Consider the following 23,040-nt stretch of genomic DNA (forward strand, 5'->3'; position numbering starts at 1 on the left):
TCTTCGTGCGGTGCCGGGTGCGGGCTACTTGAGGACGATGCCGGTGGAGGTGTCCACGAAGTACTGGGGCGAGTCGTCGTGGATCCGCGCCCCGGAGGGCATGTTGTTGTAGAGCTTGCGGATGCCCACGACCGCCAGGTCCCCGCGCCCGTTGGCGGCGGCCTCGATCATCACTTCCTCGGCCTGCTCCCAGCCCTCCACGGACCCGTCCAGGCCGAAGGCGGCCACCGAGGAGATCAGCGCGAACAGGACGCTGTCGGACTCCTCGCGCCAGGAGACCTGCTGAGCGCCGGTGAGGACCTCGTGGACGTCGTAGACCATCGCGGCGGTGATGTAGCCGCCGAACGCGGCCCCGATCTGGTCCCCGACGAACGCCTTGGAGATCGCGGTGATCAGCGTGACGTTCTCCGGCACCAGCTCCAGCTGGGACAAGACCTTGGTGAGGTTGTGCCAGGACCGCCCCGATGCCCACGCCTTGGAGGCCTTCTCCGGGTCGGTGGGGCGGTCGGGGTTGATGAAGTGCTGGTTGCCGTAGAGGTAGCCGGTGACGAAGTAGGCCGCGCGCTTGTAGTTGACCTCCGGGTCGGGGTGGAAGTCGGCCACCGCGGCGGGCAGGGCCGGGGCGGAGAAGCCGTCGGCCAGGCCCTGGAGCCAGCCGGTGCGGTCGAGCTTGACCTCGAAGTGCCCGACCCGGTTGGCCAGCGGCGGGGCGAGGTAGGTACCGTCGGCCGCATCAGCCGGGTCGTTGCCCGCCAGGACGATCGCGACGTCCTCGCTGATCTTGGAGGAGCCGATATAGCGCTCCTGGATCGGGCGCAGCAGCGCCTTCTGCACGTCCTCGGCCCCGGTGGTGACCTCGTCGATGAACCACAGCGGGGACTTCGCCTCCTGCAGACCGCGGACCCAGTCGAAGGCCGAGTAGGTGGCGATCCCGTCCTCGTTGATGCTCATCACCCCGTTGAAGTCCACGTTCTCACGATTGGCCACCGAGGTGGACTCCACGTGGTCCACGAACGGCACCTGCGCGGCCAGGCCCTCGATCTGGGAGGACTTTCCGATGCCCGGCGCGCCCCACAGCATCACCGGCACCTTGGCGCGCACGCACGCCAGGACACCGGCCCAGGTGAGCTCGTGGTGGGAGTCGTGGGCGGCGAGCCCGGGGCGGTGGCGGCGGCGGGAGGCGGTGGCGGTCATGGGGTGGTCCTGGTGGGGCTCGAGAGGGGATCTTCCTGATGCCTTCCATGTGTGCGGAGACCCCCGAGGTTTCACACCACAGGGGTCTCCGCACCATCGGGTCGCACCGGTTGCGCCTCGAGTACTGCTCAGGCCGGCATCGCCAGCAGCTCCCCGGTCAGTTCCTCGGCCATCGCCGCGGCCAGCTCGGTGGTCAGGGCAGCCGGCAGCTTTTACTGGGCGTGGCGCCGTGCCAGACGCGAGGCGCGGTCGGCGATCTCGTTGGCCGCAACCCCGGAGTGGCCCCAGACCCGGGTGAAGGCCGTCGGCGTGCCCTCCACCAGCTCCAGGATCCGGGCCGCGACCTTGTCGCAGCACACGTCACCGCGCACCGGCGCCCGACCGGCCCGGGTGCGCACCAGGTAGGACAGGGCGAAGGCCGAGTCCGACTCGATGACCAGGTGGGCCGGGGCCCAGAAGAGCCCGAGCTCGCACTTGGCGCGGCCGATCCCGGCCCGGATCGCCTCCAGCTCCGCGGTCCTCGCCCGGTCCACACCAGCGACCGGGCACGTGGTGGCCCCGACGATGTTTAGCCCGAGCGGCCCGTCGGAGGTGATCGAGTACCCCAGCCCGGCCGGACCCCCGCCGCGGGGCAGGGAGGCGTCGGTGGAGATGGTCACGTCCCCGATCAGCGCCTTCGCCACCGACGCGATGGCGTCCTCGGCCAGGCGCAGCCGGGAGGGCTCGGCGATGCCGACCACCGGCACCGGAACCGGGGCGTCAGCGAGGATGTTGCCGGTCCCGCGGGTCCCGACCGAGACCGGGGCCGCCCCGTCCCAGCCGGCGGCGATGAGCCCGGCGAAGACCTGGCGCACCGTGGTCGCCCGGTCCGGGGCCGGGGTGGCCACCGAGGGCCCGGCCACGGTGGTGCCGTCCGGGGCGACCACCGCCCAGCAGTGCAGCAGGTGGGTGTGGAGCATGTGCACGGTGTAGGTCTCCCGGCGCAGGGCCGCCACCTCGTCCAGCCGCACCGGGCGAGAGGACGGAGGGGCGGGCAGGGCGCCGGTCGGTTCAGCGCCCATTGGGGCTGTCCATGCGCACGACGTTGGCCCACGACGGCACCGACTCGCGCAGACGCCACCCGGCCTGGGTGAGGACCACGATCACCGGCACCGACGGCTTCTCGCTCGGCCACGGGGTGCCGCCGTCGGTGGCGACGATGCACAGGGCGGTGCCGGAGGCCTCGGCGTGGGTGATCGCCGCGATCATGTCGGTGCCGCCGTTGGGAGTGGCCACCGGCAGGGACTCGGGCCCGGTGTAGGTGATCGGCTCGTGCACCCGGGTGTCCACGTAGGCGACCTGCAGGGTGACCCCGCGCCGGTCGGCGATGGTGTGGCACTCGGCCACCGCCATGTTGATCTCGGCCTGGGCCATGGACCCGGACTGGTCAATGTAGACGGTCGCGGTCAGGGACTTGCCCGCCTTGCCCGGGTTGATCACCTTGCGCCCGGAGGCGGTCACGGTGGAGTGGTGGCGGCGGTTGATCCGCTTGTAGGAGGCCTTGGCTGCGGCCTTGGCCCGGGAGAGCACGGTGGACATGTAGGCGTCGAGGATCTTCTCCCACGGGGTGGTGGTGACCTCCTTGCGCGCGGCCGCGCTGGCCAGCAGACCACCCGGGACCACGCCCACGCCCCAGCCGCCGTCGGTGTCGAGGATGTTCTGGACGGTGGTCGCCACGATCTCGGCGATCTCCGCCTCGGTCATCGCCTCGGTGACCTCGTGCCCCAGCTCCCCGTCGTACTCATACGGGGCGGACAGCCCGACCACCGACCCGCACCCGGTGGCGTCGTCTTCGGCGCCCAGGCCCTCGTCGTCGCGGAAGCGGCCCACGAGCAGACGGTAGTAGGCCTGCACGGACTCCTGCTTCTCGAAGCCCAGGTGGGAGTGGTGCACGGAGTGCTCGGCGATGCGCACGCACCCGGCGGTGATCAGCTCGTCGTTGACGAACAGGTCCGCGGCGAGGTTGAACAGCACCTTCCGCGAGTGCGGGACCCCCAGGTCGGCGGTGATCTGGTGGTGGGCGGAGAACAGGTGGTGAACGGCGTGCAGGACCATCTCGCCCAGCAGCACGTCGTCGGATTCCAGGGCCTCGGCTGCGATGTAGACCCGGTAGTCGGTGTCGGACGAGACGTGCACGACGTCGTCGGAGATCAGCGGGGTGAGCTTGTAGATGAGGTCGGCGAAGTAGGGCATCCGCTCCACGGCTGCCTTGATGCCCGCGCGCCAGGAGTCCAGTTGGGTGTCGGTGAGATCAGCGATCGTTTTCATACCCGACATGTGTGCGGAGCATCCGGAGAATTCGCGCACACCGACGCTCACCGGCCCTGCCCGCCCCGTCGCCGGCCCAGCCGGGCCCGTGCGCGCGCGGTGGTCACGGGCCCGAACCACCGCTCCAGCAGCACCTCACCGATGAGTACGAACCCCTGGTAGCCCACCCCGATCCACAGCACCAGCAACCCCATCCGCTGCAAGTCGTAGGAGCCCACCGCGGTCGGGGCGAGCAGCCACAGCCCCGCACCGGCCACCACGAGGGTCACCGCGACGACGGAGAGGTGGCGCATTGTGACCTGCCTGGGGCTCATGGACCTGGGCCCCCATTCTCGCCCGCACCCCTCCTACGGTGCCCCGGACGACCCGCCCCCTCTTGGGCGGACATCCACCGCACCGGAAAACGCCCACGGGGCGCCGGCCGCAATGGCCGGCGCCCCGTGGATCGGGCAGAGCGGTCGGTTCAGACGACGTCGGTCTCCGAGCGCACCACGCGCTGACCGGCGACTGGGTCGGCGACCTCACGGCGGACCGTGGAGGCCCGGCGGGTGCGGGAGGCCATCATCAGCGAGATCACGAAGGCGGCGACCGAGACCCACATGATGATCTGACCGGTCAGGGCCAGGTTCAGCGGACCGACCGTGGAGGGCAGGGCAAGCCACATGATCAGGCCGGCGGCCACGCCGACGAGGGGGCTGTACGAGACGGGGCGCACGGGGTGCTCCTTGGGGTCGAGCGGACAGGTGGCTCCATCGTCGCAAAGGGGGCCGGTCCGATCGGCACAACGCCCGCACGTCCAGAGCGCTCCGGCCGCCGCGGCCGGAGCACTGCGAGTCCAGGGCTACCGCTCACACGCGCGCGGCGGCCGCGGCGCGGGCCGCGTCGGCATGGGAGACAGCGGTGGACCAGCCCGACGGGTCAGCGGCGGCGTAGACGGCCGCCACCTCCTCCTCCAGTCCGTGCACCGCCGCGTACAGGGACACCGCCAGCTCGTCCTGCCCCGGGGCGGGCAGGTCCAGGACCACCAGGGTCCCCGCGCAGGTGTGCACGACCGCGGTGCCGTCCTCGTCGATGACCAGGCGGGCGGAGACGTCGGTGGAGGAGGCGGTGCGCAGGGTGCCTGCGGCCACCCCAGGGATCTCCACCCGCCGCCCGGTGCGACCGGCCAGCTCGTCGGCCCGGGCCACGGTGGACGGGTGCAGGATCCGCAGCAGGGCCGAGACCATGGTCGCGGTCGCGGTGTCGCGCTGGTGAGTGTCCAGCAGCAGGTCGTCGACGTCGGTCTCGGACGACAGGTCCCGGGCAGCGCACCAGGCGGCGTAGTCACGCTCGGCCTCGGTGCGGGCCTGGACGGCGACCCGGGTGGTGAGCACGGCAAGGTGCTCGCGCATCCGCCGGCGTGCCACCGCAGTGACAGGGGTGGCTGGGGAGAGGATCAGGTTCACGTCGGCGGCCACGGCCACCGGGTCCGGATGGCACGTCTCAGCAACCACGATCGCCTCGAGCGAGGAGTCGGTGAGCAGGGCGGTGGCCTCATCGGCAGCAGGTGCGGTGTTCATGGCCTGTATGTGTGCGGAGGTTCCGCCCCCTCAGCACGCTCTCCCCCGCGGCCGTGAGCCCGGCACCGGCCGCAGGGGCAGACGCCGGGCTCGCGAACGGGATCAGTGGCGGGCGGAGGTGGATCGGCGCGGCCACGGCGGTGGGCATCTGCCGGGACACGCGCTCGCGCTTCTCCCCCAGCCACCGCCGCTCGGTGGCCACCCGCTGGGGCAGGTCGAACACGTCGGCGGTGAGGTAGACGGTCTCCTCGTCCAGACCGATGAACCCCTCGGAGTTCTTCGTCAGGTAGGCGGCCTCCATGGACACGTAGAGCCCGTCGTCGTCGACGTCGATGCTGGTGACCGTCGCCTGCCCGACCCCGTCGTTGGTGATCACCCGCACGGTGCGCTTGACCTTGTGCTTGAACGGGGAGGAGGCCGGTCCCGCCAGCAGCTGACGGTCGCAGTCCTGGACGGTCATGGCAGAGACCGTGCCGTTGAGCATGTGCATCTCGAACAGGCCCGGGTCCATCGCCGCGATCGCCCCGGAGACGGAGGCGTGGGCGTCCAGCAGGCTGTAGCTGGACACGTCGGAGGACTCGCCCTTGTACCGGAACTGGTTGACCATCCAGTTCTCTTTCAGTGCCAGCGCCCGGGCGTCCTTGGCCTGCTTCTCCAGCAGCGCGGGCGGGGCGGAGCGCACGACCGCCTTGTCCTCCAGGGCGCGCATCATAGCGATGCGCGAGGAGGAGGAGACCCCGAAAGCCGCCGCCCAGGAGGCCAGGGAGTCGGTGTCCACCGCTTCCGGGGCCCACCAGGTGTAGGCCAGCGCGTCGGTGAGCACCGGCAGGCGCCGGGAAGCCGACAGGGTCGTCAGAGGAGTCAGCTGGCGGGAGTAGGGCCGCTCCGCCTCGGCGGAGAACCGCTTGGCGGTGGCGATCAGCTTGGAGCGGGTGGAACGGTCGGCGCACAGCCACACCAGCGGGTCTGCCCCGCGGTCGGTCCTGTGCTCGACGAACTCTTCCACATCCTCGATGCTCAGGCGCCGGTCGGTGCCGTTGCGCTTGGCGATGTGCACGTGCCCGGAGACCACGTGCAGGTACCGGGTGGGGGTCAGCTGCAGACCCGGGAAGGCGGAGCGGTTCAGCGGGGCCCCGGCGGCGGTGGCACGGGCCCGGGCATCGGCGGCGTAGTCGGAGACGGTGAGGATCTTCTTGGGCATGACCACCATGTGTGCGGAAGCCCCCGGGGATCCGCACAACGGATCCACCGGGCGTGCGCGGGCGCTCAGGCGGTGAGCTCGGCGACCATCCCGGTCACCGCAGTCAGCATCTGGGCGAAGCCGGGCTGCTCGGCCGGGAAGTGCCCGCACCCGTGGAGGACCACCAGACGCTTGGGAGCGGCGATCCGGTCGAAGAAGGCCCGGCTGATCTTAAGCGGGGTCCACCGGTCGTTCCCGGGGTGGACCATCAGCACCGGGGTTCCCGTGAAGTCCTCCGGCTCGGTGACCGGTGCGGAGTCCAGGTAGCTGCGCATCCACCCCAGCGGGACCCGCCCTCCCCCGCCGGTACGGTCGGTGAGCACCGCCGAGACCAGGGCCGGGGTGTTGGCGATGTGGCGCATGTCGGCGATCCACCGGATCGGGACCCGCAGGTCCGCGGCCGGCCCCGCCAGCAGCCGCAGGTCAGGACCGGCGACCCGGCCCAACACCGGGTGCCAGGACAGCCGGGCGCGCACGGCCGAGTCGCGGACATCCAGCAGGCAGGTGACCACCAGCCCGGCGGCCTTGCCGGTGGCCGCGGCGACGTCGTAGGCGAGCATCCCACCCATCGAGGCCCCCACCAGGATCAGCGGCCTCTCGTCGTGCTCGGCCTCGACCAGGTCGATAAGCAGCGCCCGCCAGTGCTCGTAGCGCACCGTCCCGGGCTCGGCCACGGTGGTGGCCCCGTAGCCGGGCAGGTCCGCGACGGTGACGTGGGCGCCGAGGCCGGCCAGGTGGGCGGCGTAGGGCCACATGGCCGCTGCGTTGCCGCCGGCGCCGTGGACCAGCAGCATCCGCACCGCAGCCTGCGGGTCCCCGACCCGCTCCAGGTGCACGACGGCGCTGCCCCAGGACCAGGTGCTGGTGGTGCGCTGCGGCCGGGGCTGGGGCACCGGCGGCAGGTGGGGCTCGTAACGCTCGGGGGTGGGGATCGGGCTGGTCACGGGGTGGAACTCCATTCGTCGATCATCACCCGCCACGGCGGTCCCGCACCGTCAGGCACGGACCCGCCGTGGCGGATGGGGTGGGGTGGTCTCAGGCGGTGAGGGACTCGCGCACCGCGCGGATGGTCTCCACGTCGTCCTCGGAGGTGTCCAGGACCTCGGCCCAGTCCACCGGGTGGATCCAGCTCAGGTGGGCGATGTGGCGGGAGGCCATCACGCACAGCCGTCCGGGGTGGAGCTGGTGCCCCTTGGGCTCGCGGTAGCCGGTGAGCGGGTCCACGGCGATGACGGCGTTCCACTGCCCACCCTGCAGGGAGTCGGCCGTACCCACGGCAGTGCCCTCGATGCCGCGCTTTTCCAGCACGGCGGCCACCGCCGAGACCTGGGCGTTGTGAGCGACGACCACCGCCAGCTGGGCCGGGGTCATCGCGGTGGCACCGACTTCGGTGTGCACCTGGCACTGGAGCAGAGCCTCGGCGCGGTCGGCCACCGCGTGGGCGACGTCGAAGGCCTCCGGGGTGTCCACCGGGTCCATGGCGATGGAGGTGATCTCCGGCAGGGTGCGCCGCCCCCGGCGCAGGGAGACCTCGGGGCGGGCGGAGGCGAAGTCGAAGTCGTAGAGCGGGGCGATCGCGTCCACGGTGTCCGGTCCCAGGCGGAAGGTGCGGTCGATGTTGAGCACCGGGTAGCCCTTGGCGATGAACGGCTCCGGGGCCCGGGACTCGGGCTTGACCGCCCGGGAGGCGAACACCCGGGTGTCGGAGGTGACGACCGGACCGATCTGCCCGGAGTCCCCGACCATCAGGATCTGCTCGCACTTGTCGGCGGCCACCGCCAGCTGAGCGTAGGTGGTCTGGAAGGCCTCGTCGACGATCAGCAGGTCCAGCTCGGGCTGGGACATGGCCGCCGAGGCGAGGGTGCGCACCCCCACCCGGCGCTTGGCGCACTCCCCGATCTTGGTGGCGACGTTCTCCGGGGGATCCATCTTGATGTGGAACAGCACCGAGGACTTCTCCCCGGGGTGGCGCTCGGCCATCAGCGCCCCGATCTTCGCCGCCAGCGCCCAGGCACCGTCACGGGTCGGGCAGGCGATCTCGAACTTGAGGTCGGTCTGCTCCAGCAGGAACACCGCGATCTCCCCGATGCAGGTGGATTTCCCGCCACCGGGGGGCGAGACGATCGTGGTAGCCGCCTCCCCCTGGAAGATGCTGAACAGCGCTTGGGAGGTGATGGAGCCGACCTCGAGTTCGGTGACGGGCCGCTCAGGAATGGCGGCGCGGGCGGCAGGGTCGATGTGCAGGTCCTTGGGAGTGAACATGCACCCCATGTGTGCGGAGCACCCCGGACTCGGCGCACCGCACCCTCCGGCAGCGGGTGTGCCCACTTCCGTGCCCACTGTGCCCACCTGTGCCCAACCGGTGTGCACACCCTGGTCGGACCCCCACCATCTGCACCCCCCACGGACAAAACCCCTAGCCACACCTATATATACCCCCTCCCTTAAGAAGAAGGAGAAGGAGATGAGAGAGAGGGTTTTGGGGGTGAGGACATGTGCCCAGGGTTTTGGGCTTCCGTACAAGGTGGGGGATGAAGGTGGTGGGGAGGAGAGGTGTCGGGGGTTCTCTCCTATAGGGGTGCAGAAAAATGTGGGCACATGTCCTCACCCACCCGTTTCCGGCCACCAGACCCATTCTGACCTGTGACGACACCTGAATCGGGGTGTGCCCACACATGGGCACAGACGGGCACAGGGGGGCACATCTGTGCCCATGCGAGGCACAGGGACCGGTCCATCCGCACACATTTAGGCCACCAGATTCTCGGTCGTTAGGCTCCGGTCCATCTCCGCTGCGCCCCGACCGGGATCCCAACGGGGGTCAGGCACACCCCCACGACGAAAGGAAAGCCTGTGTTCGGCATCAACGGCGGCGAGATGATCGTCCTGCTCCTCCTGGCCCTGTTCATCATCGGACCCGAGCGGCTGCCCGGCTACGCCGATCAGCTCAAAGACCTGGTGAAGGCGGCCAAGCGCTACGCCTCCGGGGCGAAGACCGAGCTGAAGGAGACCTTCGGCCCGGAGATCGACGACGTCGACTGGCGCAAGTACGACCCCCGCCAGTACGACCCGCGCACCATCGTGCGCGAGGCCCTGGCCGAGGCCGACGCCCCGGAGCCGGACCCGGAGGAGCTGCGCCGGCGGGAGGTCACCGTGGCCCGGGAGTCCGAGGAGGAGCGCCGCGCCTTCGAGGACCACCTCGAGCGCAAGCGCACCCCCGCCCACGCGCCCGAACCGGAGCTGGAGCCGCTGCCGGAGCAGGACCACGACGCACCCCAGCAGCTGGCGGCCGTCGGTGCTGCCCCCGGCCCCCGCGTCACCCCCTACGACGGCGAGGCCACCTGAACCCCGTCACCATCCCGTCCCACCCGGCCCCGTGCACCACTGAAAGTGCGCGGGGCCGTGCTGTGTCCGCACACATGGGAGACACCAGGAAGTTCCGCACCGCCTCCGAGAGGATCCCGTCATGACTGTCACCGCCACCCGCACCCCGAAGGCCCCGGCCACCCCGACCGCCGTCACCTGTGAGGCCGCCGGCGGTCGGGCCGTCATGGCCGACGCCCTGTTCGGCGGGGCCCGGTTCTACTACCTGCTGGTGCCCTCCCCGCGCGATGCGGAGAAGCTGACCAGGGTCGAGTTCCGCTTCCCCGACGAGCCGGAGTTCCGCGTCGCGCAGCCGGGGTCCGACCCGCTGCCGGTGGTGCGGGTCGCCGGTCACCAGGATCCGGCCAAGGCGCCGAAGTACGTGCAGAAGGCCGTCGCCGAGGTGCTCGAGGCCGTCGCTGCCTGGGAGGCCCGCTACCAGTGGGGCACCCCGCGCACTCCGGAACAGCACGCCGAGATCGGCCCGCACGTCACCCGCGCCCAGCACGCCGAGATGCTCGGGCTGCACCAGGACCACCTGGAGCACCTGGACCGGGCCACCGTGGTGGCGGTGCTGCGCGCGGCCGTGGAGAACGGCTGGGCCACCCCTGATGACGTCTCGGAGCTGGAGTCCGAGCGCGACAAGGCCGCCGGGCAGCTGGAGGAGCACGAGAACGACGAGGAGTCCCGGACCCGGACGACCAAGGCGTTCGAGGAGCTGATCGCCGAGACCGGGAAGTTCCTCGACGGCTACAACGGCATCGGGGTGCCCTTCGACAACTACACCGCCGCTCAGCGCGAGCAGGTCCTCGACGACGCCCGCCACCTGGAGGCGGCGATGGACGAGGCTCTCAACGCCACCTGTTGAGGCTGATCGGCACACCGGGAGCCGGGGTAGGGCGTTACGGCGTCCGCCCCGGCTCCCACACTGGGGACCGTACCGCCGACCCGATCCCCGAGGACGCCCCCACCATGAGCACCGAGACCACCACCGGCGCCCACGCCGCTGACGCCGCTGGCGGGCCGGCCTACCTGTTCAGCGTCTGCCTCACCGACGGCACCTGCCTGGGCAGCCGGTGGATCCACACCGCCCACACCGGCACCGACGCGCACCAGGCCTGGACGACCGCGGCTGCCGTGGCCGCCGTCGAGGCCCGTGACGGGGAGACCGCCGGCACCGTCCACGCCATCAGTTGCCACCCCGCCCTGACCGGTTACGCCCCCGAGTCGCTGGAGCGCACCTGGCCGGAGGCCTTCGCCCACAACTGGGGCGGGATCCTCATCGACGCCGACGGCACGACCCACCACGACTGGGCCGATGCCGGGCCGCTGACCCTGACCCGTGCGGTCCCGCTGGTGGAGTACCGCACCCTTGGCGAGCGCTCGGGATCGGTGGAGGACGATCCGGTGGTCCGTCCCGCCGCCGCACCGTCCTCGGTGGCCGGGTGCCCGGTGTTCTTCGAGGAGCACGAGTCCGCCGAGGGCCGGGCCTGCCCGACCGACTCGGTGTGCGATGAGCCCGACGAGGCGCAGCACCCGCCGGTGCTGCCCGGCGGTGCGTACCGGGTGCGCTGGGTGTTCCGCGTTCCGCTGGGCCTCGAGGTCACCGCGCTGGGTGAGGACCCGGTGGGTCACCTGCTGGGCCGGGACGACGTGGTGGTCCACTCCCGCACCGACTTCCGCCGGCAGGCGCTGACGCACCCGGTGAACAGCGCTGTGGAGGGTGTGCCGGCGTAGCCTTCCGCCGCACATGTCCCGCGGGCAGACTGAGGCGATGACCGGCGCGGCCGCTTCAGGGGCGCCGACGCCGACCTGCAAGGACGGTCCACCATGGATGACCGGGCTTCCACCATCCCCTTTCTGTTCACTGTCCATCTCGCCTACCCCGACGGGCAGGAACATGGTCACCGCTCGTTCGTCTTCCGGGCCCACAGCGCCCAGGAAGCCTGGGTGCAGTGGGCCCGACCCTGGGCCGGGCAGGTCCTGGTGCAGGTCCAGGACGAGGAGGACCGCGCCGTGCTGGAGGACGAGGAGGGGTTCACCTTGCCCGCCGCCCGGTTCCACCTCAGCTTCGTGACGGCGATCAGCTGCGACGAGGAGTTCGCGCAGGCCTATGAGGACGCCGCGGACATGCCGGAGCTGTGGGAGGAGGACCTGGCCCGGGAACGCGGTGCGGTCCTGATCGATGAGCACGGGCAGCTGTTGCCGGGCTGGCGCGACCGGGGACCGTTGCAGATCCGGCAGGCGGTGACGGTGCTGGAGTACCGGGGGCTGGTTCCGGGCTCGCCGGGGATGCTCAGTGATCCGGTGCGCTGGTCCGATGTCGAGGTGGACTCGGGGCTGGCCGCCGGCGGGGACCTGCTGGTGGTGGGCGAGGAGCAGGCATTGCGCTTCGAGCGTGGGGACGGAGTGGTGGACAGCGAAGGGGTGGTGCGTCCGAACTGGATCGCCCCGGGCAGTGACGGCTACACCGGGGAGAGCCGCTACCTGGTGCGCTGGGTGTTCGACGTGGCGAATCACGTGGACGTCGAGGCGCTCTACGAGGAGTGCGGCGACAGCATTTCCGCGCAGCTGCTGGAGATGGAAGGTGACGTCGGGGAAGACCCGGACGAGGGTAACCCGTATGCCGTCGAGGTGCAGATGCAGTCCGCGCGGGAGAGCCTGTTGCAGGAGCTGCTGGAACGCACCTGGCGCCCGTCCACTCCCGCAGGGGCGGATCCGGCCGAAGCGGAGGCGCCCGAAGCTGGGCCGGAGGTCGCCGGGTTCACCATGCTGCTGCCCTACGACCCGCGTTCGGTCGCTGAGATGATGCCCGGCCCGGACCGGCGGATCGGGCAGATCACCGCCGTTATGCGCACCACGATCGTGGCCACCGACCCGCTGGAGTGGCCGGCGCTGGCCGGGTTCGTCGGGGAGCCCGGCTACCGGGTCACCTGCGCCCTGGGCACCCCCGACGGGGAGGCCTGGAGCCGGCACGAGGGGCTGTGGTCGCGGCTGACCGAACGGTTCCGCCAGGCCCGCGCCGCGGTCGCTCTGGCCCGGCTGGAGGAGCTCGTGGAGGTCAGCGAGCGGGAACCGGCCGAAAGCGCCGCCCAGGACGCACAGATCATTGCCGATCTGCGCACCGCCGACGGCCACGGCCGGATCTACCTGGCCGAGCCCGAGGGCACGGTCCACCTCATCGAGCACACCCTGGCCGGTACCTTTGGGTGGCGCCTGCTGCAGGTGCCGGCCAAGACGGTCCGGGCCCTGGTCGGGAACTCCGACGACCCTTGGATCCCGCGCTACAACGACCCTGCCCTGGGGCAGCGCCGCAACCCCTGGGCCGGCTGATCGGCGCCGCACACATGGTCGGTGAGGGGATTTACCCGCCACCTCGCACCGACCACCGCCAGGAGTACGCCGTGACCGCCATCGCCGAACGCCCCACCCACGCCGCCCACACGGCCCGCTTCACCCCCCGCGCCGCAGCCGTCCACGCCCTGTCCGCCTCCCTGACCGCCGCCGGCCTGGACCCGGTGGGTGTGAACCTGGAGGCCGTGGCTACACAGTGGCACCGCGACCATGGCACCTACGACCGCCTCGGGAACCTGCCCAAGGAGCGGCTGGCCCGCATCGCCCGGACCCACCCCTCAGGCTTCCGCGAGACCCTGTCCCCGTGGGATGTCGCCGCGATCCTGCGTGGCTGACCCATCCGTCCACCCACTGTCCGGGCCATCGGCACACGTGTGCCGATGGATCCGGTGCCGCCAGATACGCTTGCGGTGTTCTCCTCTAGGGGGGTGGACACAGCCACAACGGGGGCCCGCCGGCCGACGTCCATGATGTGCGGTTGCCGGGCCCTCGTTGTGGTCACGGCTCGTCATCTCCGGTCTCGGGCCCGGTCCAGGGCCGCCTGCGCCTGGTGGATATGCTCCCGGGCCTGACTGGCCGCCTCGGTCTGTTTCTCATTGGGCCCGGTGCCTGGGGCCCAGTCCGAGCGCAGCTCGTCCTCGGCCTGCTCGAGCAGCCGGTACGCACGGTGGCGCATCTCCTCGAAACTGGGCAGGGCCATCGGTTCCTCCTGGATCGCAGCACGGGTGTGCCGTCGATGGTAGGTGCACGAGGCCCGTCGGCACACGCCTACGTCGTAGTTGTTGTTAGCTTCCGCACACATAGGGAGCATGAACCGATACGCCGAGCTCGCCATCGTCCTGGCCGCCCTGACCATCAGCTTCACCACCGAGGTCCACAACGGCCTGTGGTTCACCGCGCTGAGCGCGCTGGTCGTCGTGGTCGCCGTCGAGTTCCGCACCTGGTGGGCGGACGAGGTCGCCGCCGAGCAGGCAGCCTCCCAGGGCGCCTGAGCCGCACCCGTCGGCGACGTCCGTCTCCTCCGCACACATGAGAACCATGAAGACGCTCCCCGCTCCCGCCCCCACCGCACTCACCGGCTCCCCCGTCGTCCTGGACCTGTGCGCCGGACCCGGCGGCTGGGACGAAGGTGCGCGCATCCTCGGACTCCCCCACCGGATCGCCGGGGTGGAGCTCAACGAGGCGGCCGCGGCCACCGCGACCGCCGCCGGGCACCACCGGATCCTCGGCGACATCACCGCGATCGACCCGGCCGACTGGTCCCACGCCACCGGGCTGATCGCCAGCACCCCATGCCCGACCTTCAGCTCCTCCGGCAAGCGCACGGGCACCGGGGTGGACTACCAGACCGTCCTCGACGTCATCACCCACCTGGGAGCCCATGACTGCGACTGCACCTGGGAGCAGATCCAGGACGAGCTGGGCACGGTCACCGATGTGCGCACCGCCCTGGCCGCCCAGCCGGCCCGCCTGGCCCTGTCCCCGGCGATGGAGTCCTTGGAGTGGTTGGTGCTCGAGCAGGTGCCGGCTGCGGAGTTCATGTTCGAGGACTTCGCCTCCGAGTTGTTCTCCGCCGGATGGGAGTCGGTGGACGTCGGCGTCATCGACGCAGTGGATTTCGGGATGCCGGTGCGCAGGAAGCGCGCCTTCCTGGTCGCCAACCGGTACGGGACCGCCTCCCTGCCGCTGGGCCTGGACGGCCCCGGGCGCACCATGGCATCTGCCCTGGGCTGGGGTCCCGGGGAGCGGGTGAACACCCGCGGGGCGATGAGCTCCGGCGGCAACGAGTTCTCCGCCGACGCCCCGTCCTGGTGCCTGACCGGCTCGGCCAGGTCTTGGAGGCGGGTCTCCGATCGCGCCCAGCTCACCCTCCAGGAGGCCTCCGTGCTGCAGGGCTTCCGCGGCGACTACCCGTTCACCGGCTCCCGGTCGGCGGCGTTCAAGCAGGTCGCCGACGTCGTGCTCCCGCCGGTGGCCGCCTCCGTGCTGGCCGGGGCGATGGGGTTGGACTGGGAGGAGCAGGTCTCCGCCTACCTGGCCGGCCTCTACGACGCGGACCGTGTGTCCGTGGCCGCCTGAGCTTCCCACGGGATCCGTCACTCTCCTGAGAGACGTTCTGGGGGCAGAATCAAAGTCACCGACGCCGAGACTGGGAGCCGAGATGAGCGCACCGCGCTTCGAGCACACCCCGGACCAAGAGGCCATCGACAGCCCCGCGGTGACAGCCGCTCTCGAACAGCTCAGCGAGGCGATGGGGGTCCCTCTGACGCTGGAGATCCTGCGGCGGGCCGCCGCTGAAGCACAGGGCATCAAGGCGCTCGGGACGGCGATGGCCGCCGCGCCCCAGCCGATCTCCCCGGAGCTGGCCCGCTCCCTGCAGGCGCAGGAGAACTGGTGGCGGACGATCGAGGCCGACCACCAGATGCTCTCCAGTGCGGAGGTCGCGGAGCTGGTCGGGAAGACGTCTCACCGCTCCTACGCCTCGCGCCGGAGGCAGAAGGGACGGCTGCTGGGGTACCGGCGCGGCAGCTCCTACCTCTATCCGACGTTCCAGTTCGACCTGAGCACGCGGACGGTGTTGCCGGTCATCGAAGACCTGCTCGCAACCTCCCGGGGGTACGGGGTGCCGGACGAGGACCTGGTGATGTGGTTGTGCACCCCTTCGGCCTACTTCGAGGAGCAGGACGAACCGGTGAACCATCTGCACCATCCCGACGGCGTGCTGGCCGCCGCGCGCGACGAGTTCGGCGCTGTGTGGTGACGGGGCTGCACACGCACCCCGCCTGACCCGTGCGGCGCACGGCTAAGCTCCGCACACATGGGCACCATGAACACCCACCGCACCGCCACCCACCGACCCATGCTGCTCGGCGTCCTGGCCCTCCAGGTCCTGCTGACCGGGTGCTCCACCGACCGTTTCGTCGACCTGAACACCCTCTACGCCGAGGGTGAGCCGTGGGAGCTGGCCACCAACGCCCGCGACACCACCGATGCACTGTGCGCCGCCGCAATGCCGGCCTGCGTGCAGGCGCTGAGCACCGACCAGGCCCACTACCTCAAATACGACTCCGTCCAGGAGGCCGAGGACGCAATGTCGGTGGCCGGTGACGCCGAGGTGGCGCGCGCCGGGGCGATCGTCGTGGAGTTCACCGACCCGACTTTGACCCAGGACGAGAAGGAGCAGCTGGTGGAGAGCGTGGCCTGCGTCCACGAATCCGACTGCTGAGACAACCGGCGACTCCGTGGACCACCGGCGGCCGGGTGCTTTACAGATGGAAGTCGTGATGAACGACAACCAGCCTCGCTCTACCGACGGCCGTTCCGGCTCGCACTCCCCCACCGAGAACGACCTTGACCCGAGTACGACCACCGGGCAGGAGCTCCCGCGCTGGTCACTCCGCCTCCAGGGCGGACCCCAGGCCCTGGAGACGCTGCGGATCCCCGATCAGATGCGTGGGAGCGTCGCTGCCCGGTCGGCGAAGACGTGGAAGGTCTCGTTCCCGACCCGGCGCGGACGGGAGAGCTACACCATCATGGCCGCCGGCCCGCATTTGGCGATCCAGGCGGCCTTCGACCTGGCCCAGGTCGACGAGCGCCAGCGCGCGCTCGTGGAGCAGCACGTGTCGATCGTCGAGGTGATCCCGGTTCGACAGGACAAGGTGGACGGCGCCGGACGCTGAGCGGGCTCCGACGTAGGCCCCGTCCCGTGCAACAGGCCGAAGCCTCGTCGGAGTCCGACCCCACCCGCCGGCTGCCTCATCTGCCGCGCTCCGGGACTGGTCCGGACGACGTCGCCGTGGTGCTGAGCGGTCGGGTCAGCGTGCCGCATCGTGACGGCCCGCCGCTGCGGCCCGCTCGTCGAACACCACCTCGAAGGTCATCGCAGCCCCGTCGTGGTGCACCCCGGCCAGCACCGCCAGGTCGGGCCCGTGCAGGTTGGCCACCACCTGCGCCGCGGTGCGGTCCTCGAGCAGCGGCACTCCCGTGGGCAGCCGCCGGCCGGCGCCGTCGGTGACCTCGGCCAGGTAGAGCCCGTCCTCGACGTCGTCGCAGATCAGCACCATCCTCGCCGCATCCCGGTGACGGGTGCGGACCCGCAGGATCAGCTCGTCCAGGGCCGCGGCCGTGAGCTCGTGACGGGCGACCAGGTAGTGGCGGCGGGCGTCCTCGAAACGCGGGGTGGTGGCAGTCGGTCCTTGGGCCTCGGGGGCAGAGGCGCGGGGATTCCTCATGCCCTCGAGCCTATCGGCCGGGACGGATGAGCCCTGCGCCGGTTCACCTTCAGGCGAGCGCGGCCGCGGCCGGCACCAGCTCCACGACGTCATTGTCGGTGCGGACCAGCCAGGCCAGCGCGTGCACCAGGGCCTCGGCCTTCTCCGGGTCCGCTCCGGCTTCCTCAGCCGCAGCTGTCAGGAATCCGTGCCCGATCGCCGGGTGCGAGTCGTAGGTCGAGTCGTAGACCACCCCGTTCTCCCCCACCAGCAGGGTCCGGTCGAACTGGCCGACCAACACGTGGAAACCGACCTTCCCGTCGGCGTGGACCTGGAGCGAGGTCCGGGTCAGCGGGTGCGCTGCGGCCCCGGAGCCGATGATCTCCTGGGCCACGGCACCGGCCACCGCCGAGGCCAGCAGCAGCCGTGCGGCTTCCGGCTCGACCTCCCGGCCCAGGGCCACATCGTGGAGGAAGGATCCGGAGCCCAGCACCGGCACGGTCTCGCAGTAGGCCTTCATCGCCTGGATGCGGATCTCCCGGGCGTTGTGGCGGGTGCGCAGCACCAGGGCGGAGGACCGGTAGCCGGTGCCGATCCGGGCGGATTCGACCGCGGCCCCGCAGGCAGTGAACAGCTGCACCGTCCGGGTGAGGAAGCGGTAGGTGTCGGCCTGCTCCTTCAGCTCCGTCCGGCCGTCGGTGAACACCCGGTAGACGTCGGCCACGGTGCGGTCCACGGTCCCGGTGCGCGGGTGCCGGACGGTGGTCAGGCGCTCCATGATCTCGTGGACCATCGCCGGGCTCAGCAGCCGGAGGGTGTCCCCGGCGTGCTCGGTGAAGACCGCGGGGATGGTCAGGTCCCGGCGCCGTGTGGTGCGGCGGATGCGCTGCTCGGAGGTGGCCGCAGCCAGGCAGCGGCGCAGGTAGGCCGGGTCGGTCTTCATCCGCTCCACCTCGGGGGTCTCCTCCGGCCACGGGTCCACGTGGTGGAGCCGGCGGTGGGTGGCCAGGGTCTTCTCGTGCTCCTTGCCGGAGGTCGCCACGTCCAGGCGGAAGGCGTAGGCCGCGCACAGGTGCGCGACCTCGGTGAGGTACTGCTCGGCGGCGGCGTCGGTGGCCCCGGCCTCCATGTGCTGCTGGTGGGCGGCCAGCTCGGCGGTGAACGGTTCTGCGTGTCGTCTCATGGTCTCCATGTGTGCGGACGGTCTCCCTGGCCGTGCGGGGGTGCGCCCGGGCTCCGCACACATGGATTCCATCAGGATCGCACCCGCGCGAGAGGACGCCCGCTATGACCGCCACTGCCGTTGAGACCGACCAGCACTCCACCGAGGACACCCGCCCGCCTGGCTTCCGGCCCGAGCCCGGGACCAAGCGCTGGCAGGTGTCCTACAGCTGCAACCCGCTGTCTTTCTCCTCCTGGGCGATCTACGCCGACACCGCGGAGCAGGCGGTCGAACGGATGCAGGTGATCCAGCAGCTCGACGCCGGCCAGCGCGCGGCGGCGGCCACCAACCTCATGGTCCGTCCGCTGGGCGATCTCTGACCATCCCGCCCCGCCAGATGAGAGGGAGCCAGGCGTGACGGTGGGCTCCTCGCGAAGTCGCACACGTAGCTATCAGCACTCGTCGTAGTGGTCCCCGTGCTCGGAATGCTTGTGGCCGTCGTGGATGTAGTCCACGTGGCCGCCGTGCAGCACCGCTCGGTGCCCACAGTTCTCCCCGTGCGTGTGCTCTTCCTTGGTGTGCTCTGCCTGATTCTCGTGCTCGGCCATGACGAACCCCCTGGGATGCACGGACCCGGGATGGGCCCGCAGAGCCAGCGAAGCACCAGAAGCACCGTCTGACAATGCCTTACGCATCGCACCGCGGTGGCAGGGCAGCTCGGATACTGGCCGGTGATCACCGGCTCAACTGCCCATCCCCTGCGCCCGCGCGGGCCGGCCTCGAGACGCCGCCGCACCGCGCATCCAGGCAGCGCAGACCCGACCTGCAGAAACGCCTGCCGGGTGGCGTCCAGACGGGACGGCCCGGTAAGCGGAACGGGGCCTGGGGCACGGTGCCGGGGGTGAGCATGGACTGCATGTGTGCGGAAAGGACCCGCCGGCGCCCTCAACACAAGGGGCCGGCGGGTCCGGGGGTGCTCCGTGCGCCGGTGGCTCAGGAGCCGGGCAGCCAGTCCCACGCCGGGGCTTCGGGGACTTCCTGGGTGTGGGCGTGCATCGCGTTCAGGCCCGCCTCGTAGTGCTCCGGGCACTGGATGCCGATGCCGGTGGCGGTCAGTTTGGTGACGGGCACGGCGGTGACGATCGTGGAGTGCTCGTCGATGAACCCGGCCACGGCTGAAGCCGGCTCCGCCCCGCCGTCCAGGCCCGAGCACAGGCCGGTGACCAGGTCGTAGGCCTCATCGGCTTCGACATCGATCAGCCGGCGCTCCCCGGCGCTGGCCGCGGCGAAGGCCGTGCGGCGCAGCCGGTCCCCCACCGCCTGCTCCGAGCCGGTCTGCTCCTCCAGCTCGGCAGCTGCGGCCGCGGCGGCGGCCGGGTCGATGACCTCCTGGGCCATCGGGGCGGTGGTGGCCATCGGGGTCATCTCGGTGCCCTGCGGGGTGGCGGCGCTCCCCGAGAGGGCGCCGGCCAGTGCCTGGACGGCCCAGATCGCCGCGGCGGCCAGCACCAGCAGCGCGATCGCACCGACCATCAGGCGGGGGCCGAGCGTGGAGCGCCGCCGGGGCTGGCGGGTGTACTCCTGGGCCCCGTAGTAATTCTCGTCGTACACGTCGCCGACCGGCGGCAGCTGCTCGGTCGGGCGGTCGTAGGGGCTGCGGGCCTCGGTGGTGGGCAGGGGCGTGGTGGCCGGATGGCGGTCCTGGGGGGTGGTCATGCCCGCCATGTGTGCGGACACCGAGCAGAACTGCGCACACGGCCCCGGGGTGGCCAGCGCCGCCGCACACATAGAGGGTATGACCACCACCTTCAGCGAGCACCAGCACCCGCGCACCGGCGACGGGAAGTTCACCGCCAAGAACCACCCCGAAGCCGACCTGTCCCTCTCCCCCGCCGGGCACCGTTCCGCCGAACTGGTCCGGCTGCTTGACGAGCGCGACGACACCGGGATGGCGCTCACCTCCGAGCGGCGCACCGGGCCCTACCTGGAGCTCTCGGCGCTCTACCAGCACCAGTCCGCGAAGCTGGCCGGGATCGCGGTGCGCCAGGACTTCCCCGACGCGGCCGTGCTGGTGCTCGAGCGCACCGGCCCGTACCCGCACTTTGAGGTCACCGAGATCCACGACGAGCACGGCGAGGTGATCGCCGACGCCGAGTCCCTGTCCCACCTGGACCACCCGATCGGCGAGTCCGCCACACGCTACGACGAGCTCGGGGCAGCGTTCATGGCCATCCACGACAACGCGGTCACCGACGTGGAGCCGGAGATCCCGGCCGGGATCCGTCCCGGGCAGCGCTTCGAGATCGACCTGGAGAAGGCCGCGGCCATGGACGCCTCGCCCTCCTCGATCGTCACCGCCCGGGATGTGGCCGCCCACCAGCTGGCCCAGAGCAAGGCCGTGGAGGCCCGGCGCGCCGCCGCCGCTGCGAGCAAGGCCGTCACGCTGTCGGGCCTGGACCTGCTGGGCCGGTCCCACCCCGGGGCGGCCACCGCCACCTTCAAGATCCACCACGAGGACACCACCGCCTTCGAGGTCGACCTCTACGACGCCGGCCAGAACCGGCTCCCCACCCGCCACGCCGAGCTGCTCCAGGACCTGGACCGCTCCGCTCTGGAGTCCCTCCACGGAGTCGACTCCCACCCCGACGGGGACTGGACGGTCTTCGAGGTCGACTTCACCGCCTTGACGCAGGACCAGGAGCACCAGCGATGACCACCACCTTCAACGAGATCGACCACCCCCGTGCCGGTGACGGGAAGTTCGCGACCAAGGCCCGCACCGAGGCGCAGGTGAGCCTGACCTCCGCCCCTTGCGCCCCTGAGCTGGTGGACGACCTGATCACCGCTCGTGACGTCTCCCTGCGCGCGGTCGATCAGGCCACCACCCCGCAGGCCGACCGCGACGCCTCCGCACTGCTCCAGCGCCAGACCGCCAAGCTCGCCGGCATCGGGGTGCCGGTCGACTTCCCCGGGGCCACGCACCTGGAGATCGTCCAGGACTTCGAGGACTTCGAGGACTTCGGCTACAAGGTCCACGCGGTCCGCGGCGCCGACGAGCGGGTGCTGGCCGACGCCGCGGCGCTCGAGAACTACGACGACTACCTGGGCCGCGGCCTCGGCGGCCGCGCCGTGTTCCTCTACCAGGACGTGGCCGACTCCTTCCTCATCGACCACGACTCCTGGATCGACGACGTCGCCCAGGTGACCCGTCCCTCCGCCCGGGAGCACGCCGCCATCACCATCGACCTGGAGGCGGCCGCGACGATGGACGCCTCGGCGGCCACCGTGCTCACGGAGCCGGAGCGCATCGCTCACCAGGAGAAGGTGCGTGCTGCGCGGGCGGCCTACCGGCGCGGGCAGCCCGAGACCGTGCGCGCTCTCGAACAGACCACCCGGGCGACCGTGGGTCTCATCGCCCGTGTCCACCCCTCGGCCGTGCGTGCGGAGGTCACTCTCCAGTACGAGGCGTTCGTGGCGGACTCCCTGAGCCTCTACGACGCCCAGGGCCGGGTGGTGCCCCAGCACTACTTCGACGAGACCTCGCTGGTCGAAGACCTGGACCACGAGGGGCTGGAGGTGATGGACGGGGTGGAGCCCGAGTACTTTCCCGAGTCCACTTCCTACGTGATTGACCTCGCCGCGGTGCGCGCGGCAGACCAGGAGCAGCAGGCATGAGCGCCACCTTCGACGAAGCCGACCACCCGCGCGGGGCCGGTGGGCAGTTCACCATCAAGGCACACGCCGAGGCCGCCGGCGTCTCGCTGAGCGCCCCGGTTCGCGTCCCGCCGGCCCCGGTCGAGTGGAAGCAGGAACCCTCCGACGTGGTGGACGGCTACCAGGCCGACCTGGACGCCGACACCGTCGGGTACTCCACCCACACCGAGGTCGACGGGCAGTCTTGGGACCACCAGCTGACCGTGAGCCGGGACCGGACCCAGTGGCTGCACCCCTACCGTCCGGCGACCATGCTGATGCGCAACGGTCAGCTCGCCGACCAGGACTCCAAGAAGGTCCCCGCCGTCGTGCGCCGACGGATGCGCACCGACCTCCAGGCGGTCTCCGCAGCCCACGGGATCGAGGAGTTCAACGCCGCCCCGGCCCCGGATGAGCCCAAGACGATGGGCGAGGCCTTCGCCATGATGTACCGCGTAGTGCAGGAAGATGGCGGACTGAGCGAGGAGGAAGCCTCCGAGTACGTCAACCAGCAACTGATGCACACCGCTCTACAGGCCACCACCCAGTTCAAGCAGACCGCTCAGGCTGCCGTGGGGCGCAACGACCACGGGCTGGCGGTCGGGCTGCTCGAGGCGATGCCGGCCTACCAGCAGGCAGTACGGGAGGCGATGGACACCCCTTCGGACCAGCACCACCGCATCTACGCCGAGGCCTCCGACAAGGCACGCCGCGGTGGGTTGTTGGCCATGATGGACAACCGCGGGGCCACCGCGGTCGCCGACCTGCTCACCGAGTTCTCCCAGGCGGGCGAAGACCTCGACCGCGCCGGGGCGAAGCCGGTGGTCCTCTCCGAGCTCCTGGCCCGCGCCAGGACCGCCAGGCAGTAGCCGCCCCGCCACCAGAAGACACCGGCCGCCCCGTGCATCATGTGCGGGACGACCGGTGTCTTCTCACACCGAACGCAAGGAGGTGCGG

At 71.1% G+C, this 23,040-nt stretch carries 28 protein-coding genes; 14 read left to right on the forward strand and 14 right to left on the reverse strand.

The window, feature by feature from the left end:
• Positions 1-24: 24 nt before the first annotated feature.
• From IEW07_RS15065 to IEW07_RS15105, 9 genes are all read right to left on the reverse strand, one after another.
• The gene (locus IEW07_RS15065) at positions 25-1,194 is read right to left on the reverse strand and encodes an ATP-binding protein (RefSeq protein ID WP_188538687.1); all 1,170 of its coding nucleotides are present in this window, start codon (positions 1,192-1,194) and stop codon (positions 25-27) included.
• A 212-nt stretch (positions 1,195-1,406) separates the two neighbouring features.
• Positions 1,407-2,255 carry an RNase H family protein gene (locus IEW07_RS15070; protein WP_188538688.1) on the reverse strand — a complete coding sequence of 283 codons (849 nt, stop codon included), beginning with the start codon at positions 2,253-2,255 and terminating at the stop codon, positions 1,407-1,409.
• Entirely contained in the window at positions 2,245-3,501 is a 1,257-nt protein-coding gene (locus IEW07_RS15075; RefSeq protein ID WP_188538690.1) for a DUF2201 family putative metallopeptidase, read from the reverse strand. The genes IEW07_RS15070 and IEW07_RS15075 overlap by 11 nt, the downstream gene beginning before the upstream one ends.
• A gap of 47 nt (positions 3,502-3,548) precedes the next feature.
• On the reverse strand, positions 3,549-3,815 hold the full coding sequence (locus IEW07_RS15080; protein ID WP_188538692.1) for a hypothetical protein: 267 nt from the start codon (positions 3,813-3,815) through the stop codon (positions 3,549-3,551).
• Positions 3,816-3,964: 149 nt separating this feature from the next.
• The gene (locus IEW07_RS15085) at positions 3,965-4,216 is read right to left on the reverse strand and encodes a hypothetical protein (RefSeq protein ID WP_188538694.1); all 252 of its coding nucleotides are present in this window, start codon (positions 4,214-4,216) and stop codon (positions 3,965-3,967) included.
• A 133-nt stretch (positions 4,217-4,349) separates the two neighbouring features.
• Positions 4,350-5,060: a hypothetical protein gene (locus IEW07_RS15090; protein ID WP_188538696.1), complete on the reverse strand. Its 711-nt coding sequence runs from the start codon at positions 5,058-5,060 to the stop codon at positions 4,350-4,352.
• Positions 5,035-6,261 (reverse strand): hypothetical protein, encoded by a 1,227-nt coding sequence (locus IEW07_RS15095; RefSeq protein ID WP_188538698.1) that lies wholly within the window; start codon positions 6,259-6,261, stop codon positions 5,035-5,037. Before IEW07_RS15095 ends, IEW07_RS15090 begins: the two co-directional genes overlap by 26 nt.
• Before the next feature lie 65 nt (positions 6,262-6,326).
• Entirely contained in the window at positions 6,327-7,244 is a 918-nt protein-coding gene (locus IEW07_RS15100) for an alpha/beta hydrolase (protein ID WP_229741892.1), read from the reverse strand.
• 91 nt (positions 7,245-7,335) lie between these two features.
• Positions 7,336-8,562 (reverse strand): AAA family ATPase, encoded by a 1,227-nt coding sequence (locus IEW07_RS15105; protein ID WP_188538702.1) that lies wholly within the window; start codon positions 8,560-8,562, stop codon positions 7,336-7,338.
• A 591-nt stretch (positions 8,563-9,153) separates the two neighbouring features.
• On the opposite strand from IEW07_RS15105, the gene IEW07_RS15110 reads away from it, so the two are divergent.
• From IEW07_RS15110 to IEW07_RS15130, 5 genes are all read left to right on the forward strand, one after another.
• Positions 9,154-9,645, forward strand: coding sequence for a twin-arginine translocase TatA/TatE family subunit (locus tag IEW07_RS15110; RefSeq protein WP_188538703.1), 492 nt, complete (start codon positions 9,154-9,156; stop codon positions 9,643-9,645).
• 121 nt (positions 9,646-9,766) lie between these two features.
• Positions 9,767-10,531, forward strand: a complete 765-nt coding sequence (locus IEW07_RS15115) for a hypothetical protein (RefSeq protein ID WP_188538706.1) — start codon at positions 9,767-9,769, stop codon at positions 10,529-10,531.
• 104 nt (positions 10,532-10,635) lie between these two features.
• Positions 10,636-11,400 (forward strand): hypothetical protein, encoded by a 765-nt coding sequence (locus IEW07_RS15120; protein ID WP_188538708.1) that lies wholly within the window; start codon positions 10,636-10,638, stop codon positions 11,398-11,400.
• Between the two features lie 93 nt (positions 11,401-11,493).
• Positions 11,494-12,996 carry a hypothetical protein gene (locus IEW07_RS15125; protein WP_188538710.1) on the forward strand — a complete coding sequence of 501 codons (1,503 nt, stop codon included), beginning with the start codon at positions 11,494-11,496 and terminating at the stop codon, positions 12,994-12,996.
• Between the two features lie 71 nt (positions 12,997-13,067).
• Positions 13,068-13,352 carry a hypothetical protein gene (locus IEW07_RS15130; RefSeq protein ID WP_188538712.1) on the forward strand — a complete coding sequence of 95 codons (285 nt, stop codon included), beginning with the start codon at positions 13,068-13,070 and terminating at the stop codon, positions 13,350-13,352.
• A 173-nt stretch (positions 13,353-13,525) separates the two neighbouring features.
• Here the strand turns inward: IEW07_RS15130 and IEW07_RS15135 are convergent, their stop codons facing one another.
• Positions 13,526-13,717: a hypothetical protein gene (locus IEW07_RS15135; RefSeq protein ID WP_188538714.1), complete on the reverse strand. Its 192-nt coding sequence runs from the start codon at positions 13,715-13,717 to the stop codon at positions 13,526-13,528.
• Between the two features lie 109 nt (positions 13,718-13,826).
• Here IEW07_RS15135 and IEW07_RS15140 point away from each other — a divergent pair, with 109 nt between their 5' ends.
• The 5 genes from IEW07_RS15140 to IEW07_RS15160 all read left to right on the forward strand — a co-directional run bounded on the left by IEW07_RS15140 (position 13,827) and on the right by IEW07_RS15160 (position 16,697).
• Positions 13,827-14,009 (forward strand): hypothetical protein, encoded by a 183-nt coding sequence (locus tag IEW07_RS15140; RefSeq protein WP_188538716.1) that lies wholly within the window; start codon positions 13,827-13,829, stop codon positions 14,007-14,009.
• A 46-nt stretch (positions 14,010-14,055) separates the two neighbouring features.
• A complete protein-coding gene (locus tag IEW07_RS15145; RefSeq protein WP_188538717.1) occupies positions 14,056-15,096 on the forward strand; it encodes a DNA cytosine methyltransferase in 1,041 nt (346 codons plus the stop codon).
• Between the two features lie 82 nt (positions 15,097-15,178).
• Positions 15,179-15,778 (forward strand): hypothetical protein, encoded by a 600-nt coding sequence (locus IEW07_RS15150; RefSeq protein WP_188538719.1) that lies wholly within the window; start codon positions 15,179-15,181, stop codon positions 15,776-15,778.
• A gap of 57 nt (positions 15,779-15,835) precedes the next feature.
• Positions 15,836-16,243, forward strand: coding sequence for a hypothetical protein (locus tag IEW07_RS15155; protein WP_188538721.1), 408 nt, complete (start codon positions 15,836-15,838; stop codon positions 16,241-16,243).
• A 58-nt stretch (positions 16,244-16,301) separates the two neighbouring features.
• Positions 16,302-16,697: a hypothetical protein gene (locus IEW07_RS15160; RefSeq protein WP_188538723.1), complete on the forward strand. Its 396-nt coding sequence runs from the start codon at positions 16,302-16,304 to the stop codon at positions 16,695-16,697.
• A 135-nt stretch (positions 16,698-16,832) separates the two neighbouring features.
• Here the strand turns inward: IEW07_RS15160 and IEW07_RS15165 are convergent, their stop codons facing one another.
• Positions 16,833-17,249 (reverse strand): hypothetical protein, encoded by a 417-nt coding sequence (locus IEW07_RS15165; protein ID WP_188538725.1) that lies wholly within the window; start codon positions 17,247-17,249, stop codon positions 16,833-16,835.
• Positions 17,250-17,298: 49 nt separating this feature from the next.
• Entirely contained in the window at positions 17,299-18,411 is a 1,113-nt protein-coding gene (locus IEW07_RS15170; RefSeq protein WP_188538727.1) for a hypothetical protein, read from the reverse strand.
• A gap of 104 nt (positions 18,412-18,515) precedes the next feature.
• Between IEW07_RS15170 and IEW07_RS15175 the strand changes: the two genes are divergently transcribed.
• On the forward strand, positions 18,516-18,770 hold the full coding sequence (locus IEW07_RS15175) for a hypothetical protein (protein WP_188538729.1): 255 nt from the start codon (positions 18,516-18,518) through the stop codon (positions 18,768-18,770).
• Positions 18,771-18,842: 72 nt separating this feature from the next.
• Here IEW07_RS15175 and IEW07_RS15180 read toward each other — a convergent pair whose 3' ends face one another.
• Together IEW07_RS15180 and IEW07_RS15185 are read right to left on the reverse strand one after the other, a co-directional pair.
• The gene (locus tag IEW07_RS15180; protein ID WP_188538731.1) at positions 18,843-18,998 is read right to left on the reverse strand and encodes a zinc transporter permease; all 156 of its coding nucleotides are present in this window, start codon (positions 18,996-18,998) and stop codon (positions 18,843-18,845) included.
• A gap of 385 nt (positions 18,999-19,383) precedes the next feature.
• Positions 19,384-20,106, reverse strand: a complete 723-nt coding sequence (locus tag IEW07_RS15185) for a hypothetical protein (protein ID WP_188538733.1) — start codon at positions 20,104-20,106, stop codon at positions 19,384-19,386.
• A gap of 79 nt (positions 20,107-20,185) precedes the next feature.
• Between IEW07_RS15185 and IEW07_RS15190 the strand changes: the two genes are divergently transcribed.
• Genes IEW07_RS15190 through IEW07_RS15200 form a run of 3 tightly spaced genes read left to right on the forward strand, consistent with a single transcriptional unit; the run spans position 20,186 to position 22,952 of the window.
• Positions 20,186-21,103 carry a hypothetical protein gene (locus IEW07_RS15190; protein ID WP_188538735.1) on the forward strand — a complete coding sequence of 306 codons (918 nt, stop codon included), beginning with the start codon at positions 20,186-20,188 and terminating at the stop codon, positions 21,101-21,103.
• Positions 21,100-22,065, forward strand: coding sequence for a hypothetical protein (locus IEW07_RS15195; protein WP_188538737.1), 966 nt, complete (start codon positions 21,100-21,102; stop codon positions 22,063-22,065). Before IEW07_RS15190 ends, IEW07_RS15195 begins: the two co-directional genes overlap by 4 nt.
• The gene (locus IEW07_RS15200; protein ID WP_188538739.1) at positions 22,062-22,952 is read left to right on the forward strand and encodes a hypothetical protein; all 891 of its coding nucleotides are present in this window, start codon (positions 22,062-22,064) and stop codon (positions 22,950-22,952) included. Before IEW07_RS15195 ends, IEW07_RS15200 begins: the two co-directional genes overlap by 4 nt.
• Positions 22,953-23,040: the final 88 nt, after the last annotated feature.

Source organism: Kocuria dechangensis, assembly GCF_014636775.1.
Classification (GTDB): Bacteria; Actinomycetota; Actinomycetes; order Actinomycetales; family Micrococcaceae; genus Kocuria; species Kocuria dechangensis.

Coding starts and splice junctions, on each gene's coding strand:
- IEW07_RS15065 (WP_188538687.1), bottom strand. CDS start 1,194: ATGACCGCCACCGCCTCCCGCCGCCGCCACCGCCCCGGGCTCGCCGCC.
- IEW07_RS15070 (WP_188538688.1), bottom strand. CDS start 2,255: ATGGGCGCTGAACCGACCGGCGCCCTGCCCGCCCCTCCGTCCTCTCGC.
- IEW07_RS15075 (WP_188538690.1), bottom strand. CDS start 3,501: ATGAAAACGATCGCTGATCTCACCGACACCCAACTGGACTCCTGGCGC.
- IEW07_RS15080 (WP_188538692.1), bottom strand. CDS start 3,815: ATGAGCCCCAGGCAGGTCACAATGCGCCACCTCTCCGTCGTCGCGGTG.
- IEW07_RS15090 (WP_188538696.1), bottom strand. CDS start 5,060: ATGAACACCGCACCTGCTGCCGATGAGGCCACCGCCCTGCTCACCGAC.
- IEW07_RS15095 (WP_188538698.1), bottom strand. CDS start 6,261: ATGCCCAAGAAGATCCTCACCGTCTCCGACTACGCCGCCGATGCCCGG.
- IEW07_RS15105 (WP_188538702.1), bottom strand. CDS start 8,562: ATGTTCACTCCCAAGGACCTGCACATCGACCCTGCCGCCCGCGCCGCC.
- IEW07_RS15115 (WP_188538706.1), top strand. CDS start 9,767: ATGACTGTCACCGCCACCCGCACCCCGAAGGCCCCGGCCACCCCGACC.
- IEW07_RS15120 (WP_188538708.1), top strand. CDS start 10,636: ATGAGCACCGAGACCACCACCGGCGCCCACGCCGCTGACGCCGCTGGC.
- IEW07_RS15125 (WP_188538710.1), top strand. CDS start 11,494: ATGGATGACCGGGCTTCCACCATCCCCTTTCTGTTCACTGTCCATCTC.
- IEW07_RS15135 (WP_188538714.1), bottom strand. CDS start 13,717: ATGGCCCTGCCCAGTTTCGAGGAGATGCGCCACCGTGCGTACCGGCTG.
- IEW07_RS15140 (WP_188538716.1), top strand. CDS start 13,827: ATGAACCGATACGCCGAGCTCGCCATCGTCCTGGCCGCCCTGACCATC.
- IEW07_RS15145 (WP_188538717.1), top strand. CDS start 14,056: ATGAAGACGCTCCCCGCTCCCGCCCCCACCGCACTCACCGGCTCCCCC.
- IEW07_RS15150 (WP_188538719.1), top strand. CDS start 15,179: ATGAGCGCACCGCGCTTCGAGCACACCCCGGACCAAGAGGCCATCGAC.
- IEW07_RS15155 (WP_188538721.1), top strand. CDS start 15,836: ATGGGCACCATGAACACCCACCGCACCGCCACCCACCGACCCATGCTG.
- IEW07_RS15160 (WP_188538723.1), top strand. CDS start 16,302: ATGAACGACAACCAGCCTCGCTCTACCGACGGCCGTTCCGGCTCGCAC.
- IEW07_RS15165 (WP_188538725.1), bottom strand. CDS start 17,249: ATGAGGAATCCCCGCGCCTCTGCCCCCGAGGCCCAAGGACCGACTGCC.
- IEW07_RS15170 (WP_188538727.1), bottom strand. CDS start 18,411: ATGAGACGACACGCAGAACCGTTCACCGCCGAGCTGGCCGCCCACCAG.
- IEW07_RS15175 (WP_188538729.1), top strand. CDS start 18,516: ATGACCGCCACTGCCGTTGAGACCGACCAGCACTCCACCGAGGACACC.
- IEW07_RS15180 (WP_188538731.1), bottom strand. CDS start 18,998: ATGGCCGAGCACGAGAATCAGGCAGAGCACACCAAGGAAGAGCACACG.
- IEW07_RS15185 (WP_188538733.1), bottom strand. CDS start 20,106: ATGACCACCCCCCAGGACCGCCATCCGGCCACCACGCCCCTGCCCACC.
- IEW07_RS15190 (WP_188538735.1), top strand. CDS start 20,186: ATGACCACCACCTTCAGCGAGCACCAGCACCCGCGCACCGGCGACGGG.
- IEW07_RS15195 (WP_188538737.1), top strand. CDS start 21,100: ATGACCACCACCTTCAACGAGATCGACCACCCCCGTGCCGGTGACGGG.
- IEW07_RS15200 (WP_188538739.1), top strand. CDS start 22,062: ATGAGCGCCACCTTCGACGAAGCCGACCACCCGCGCGGGGCCGGTGGG.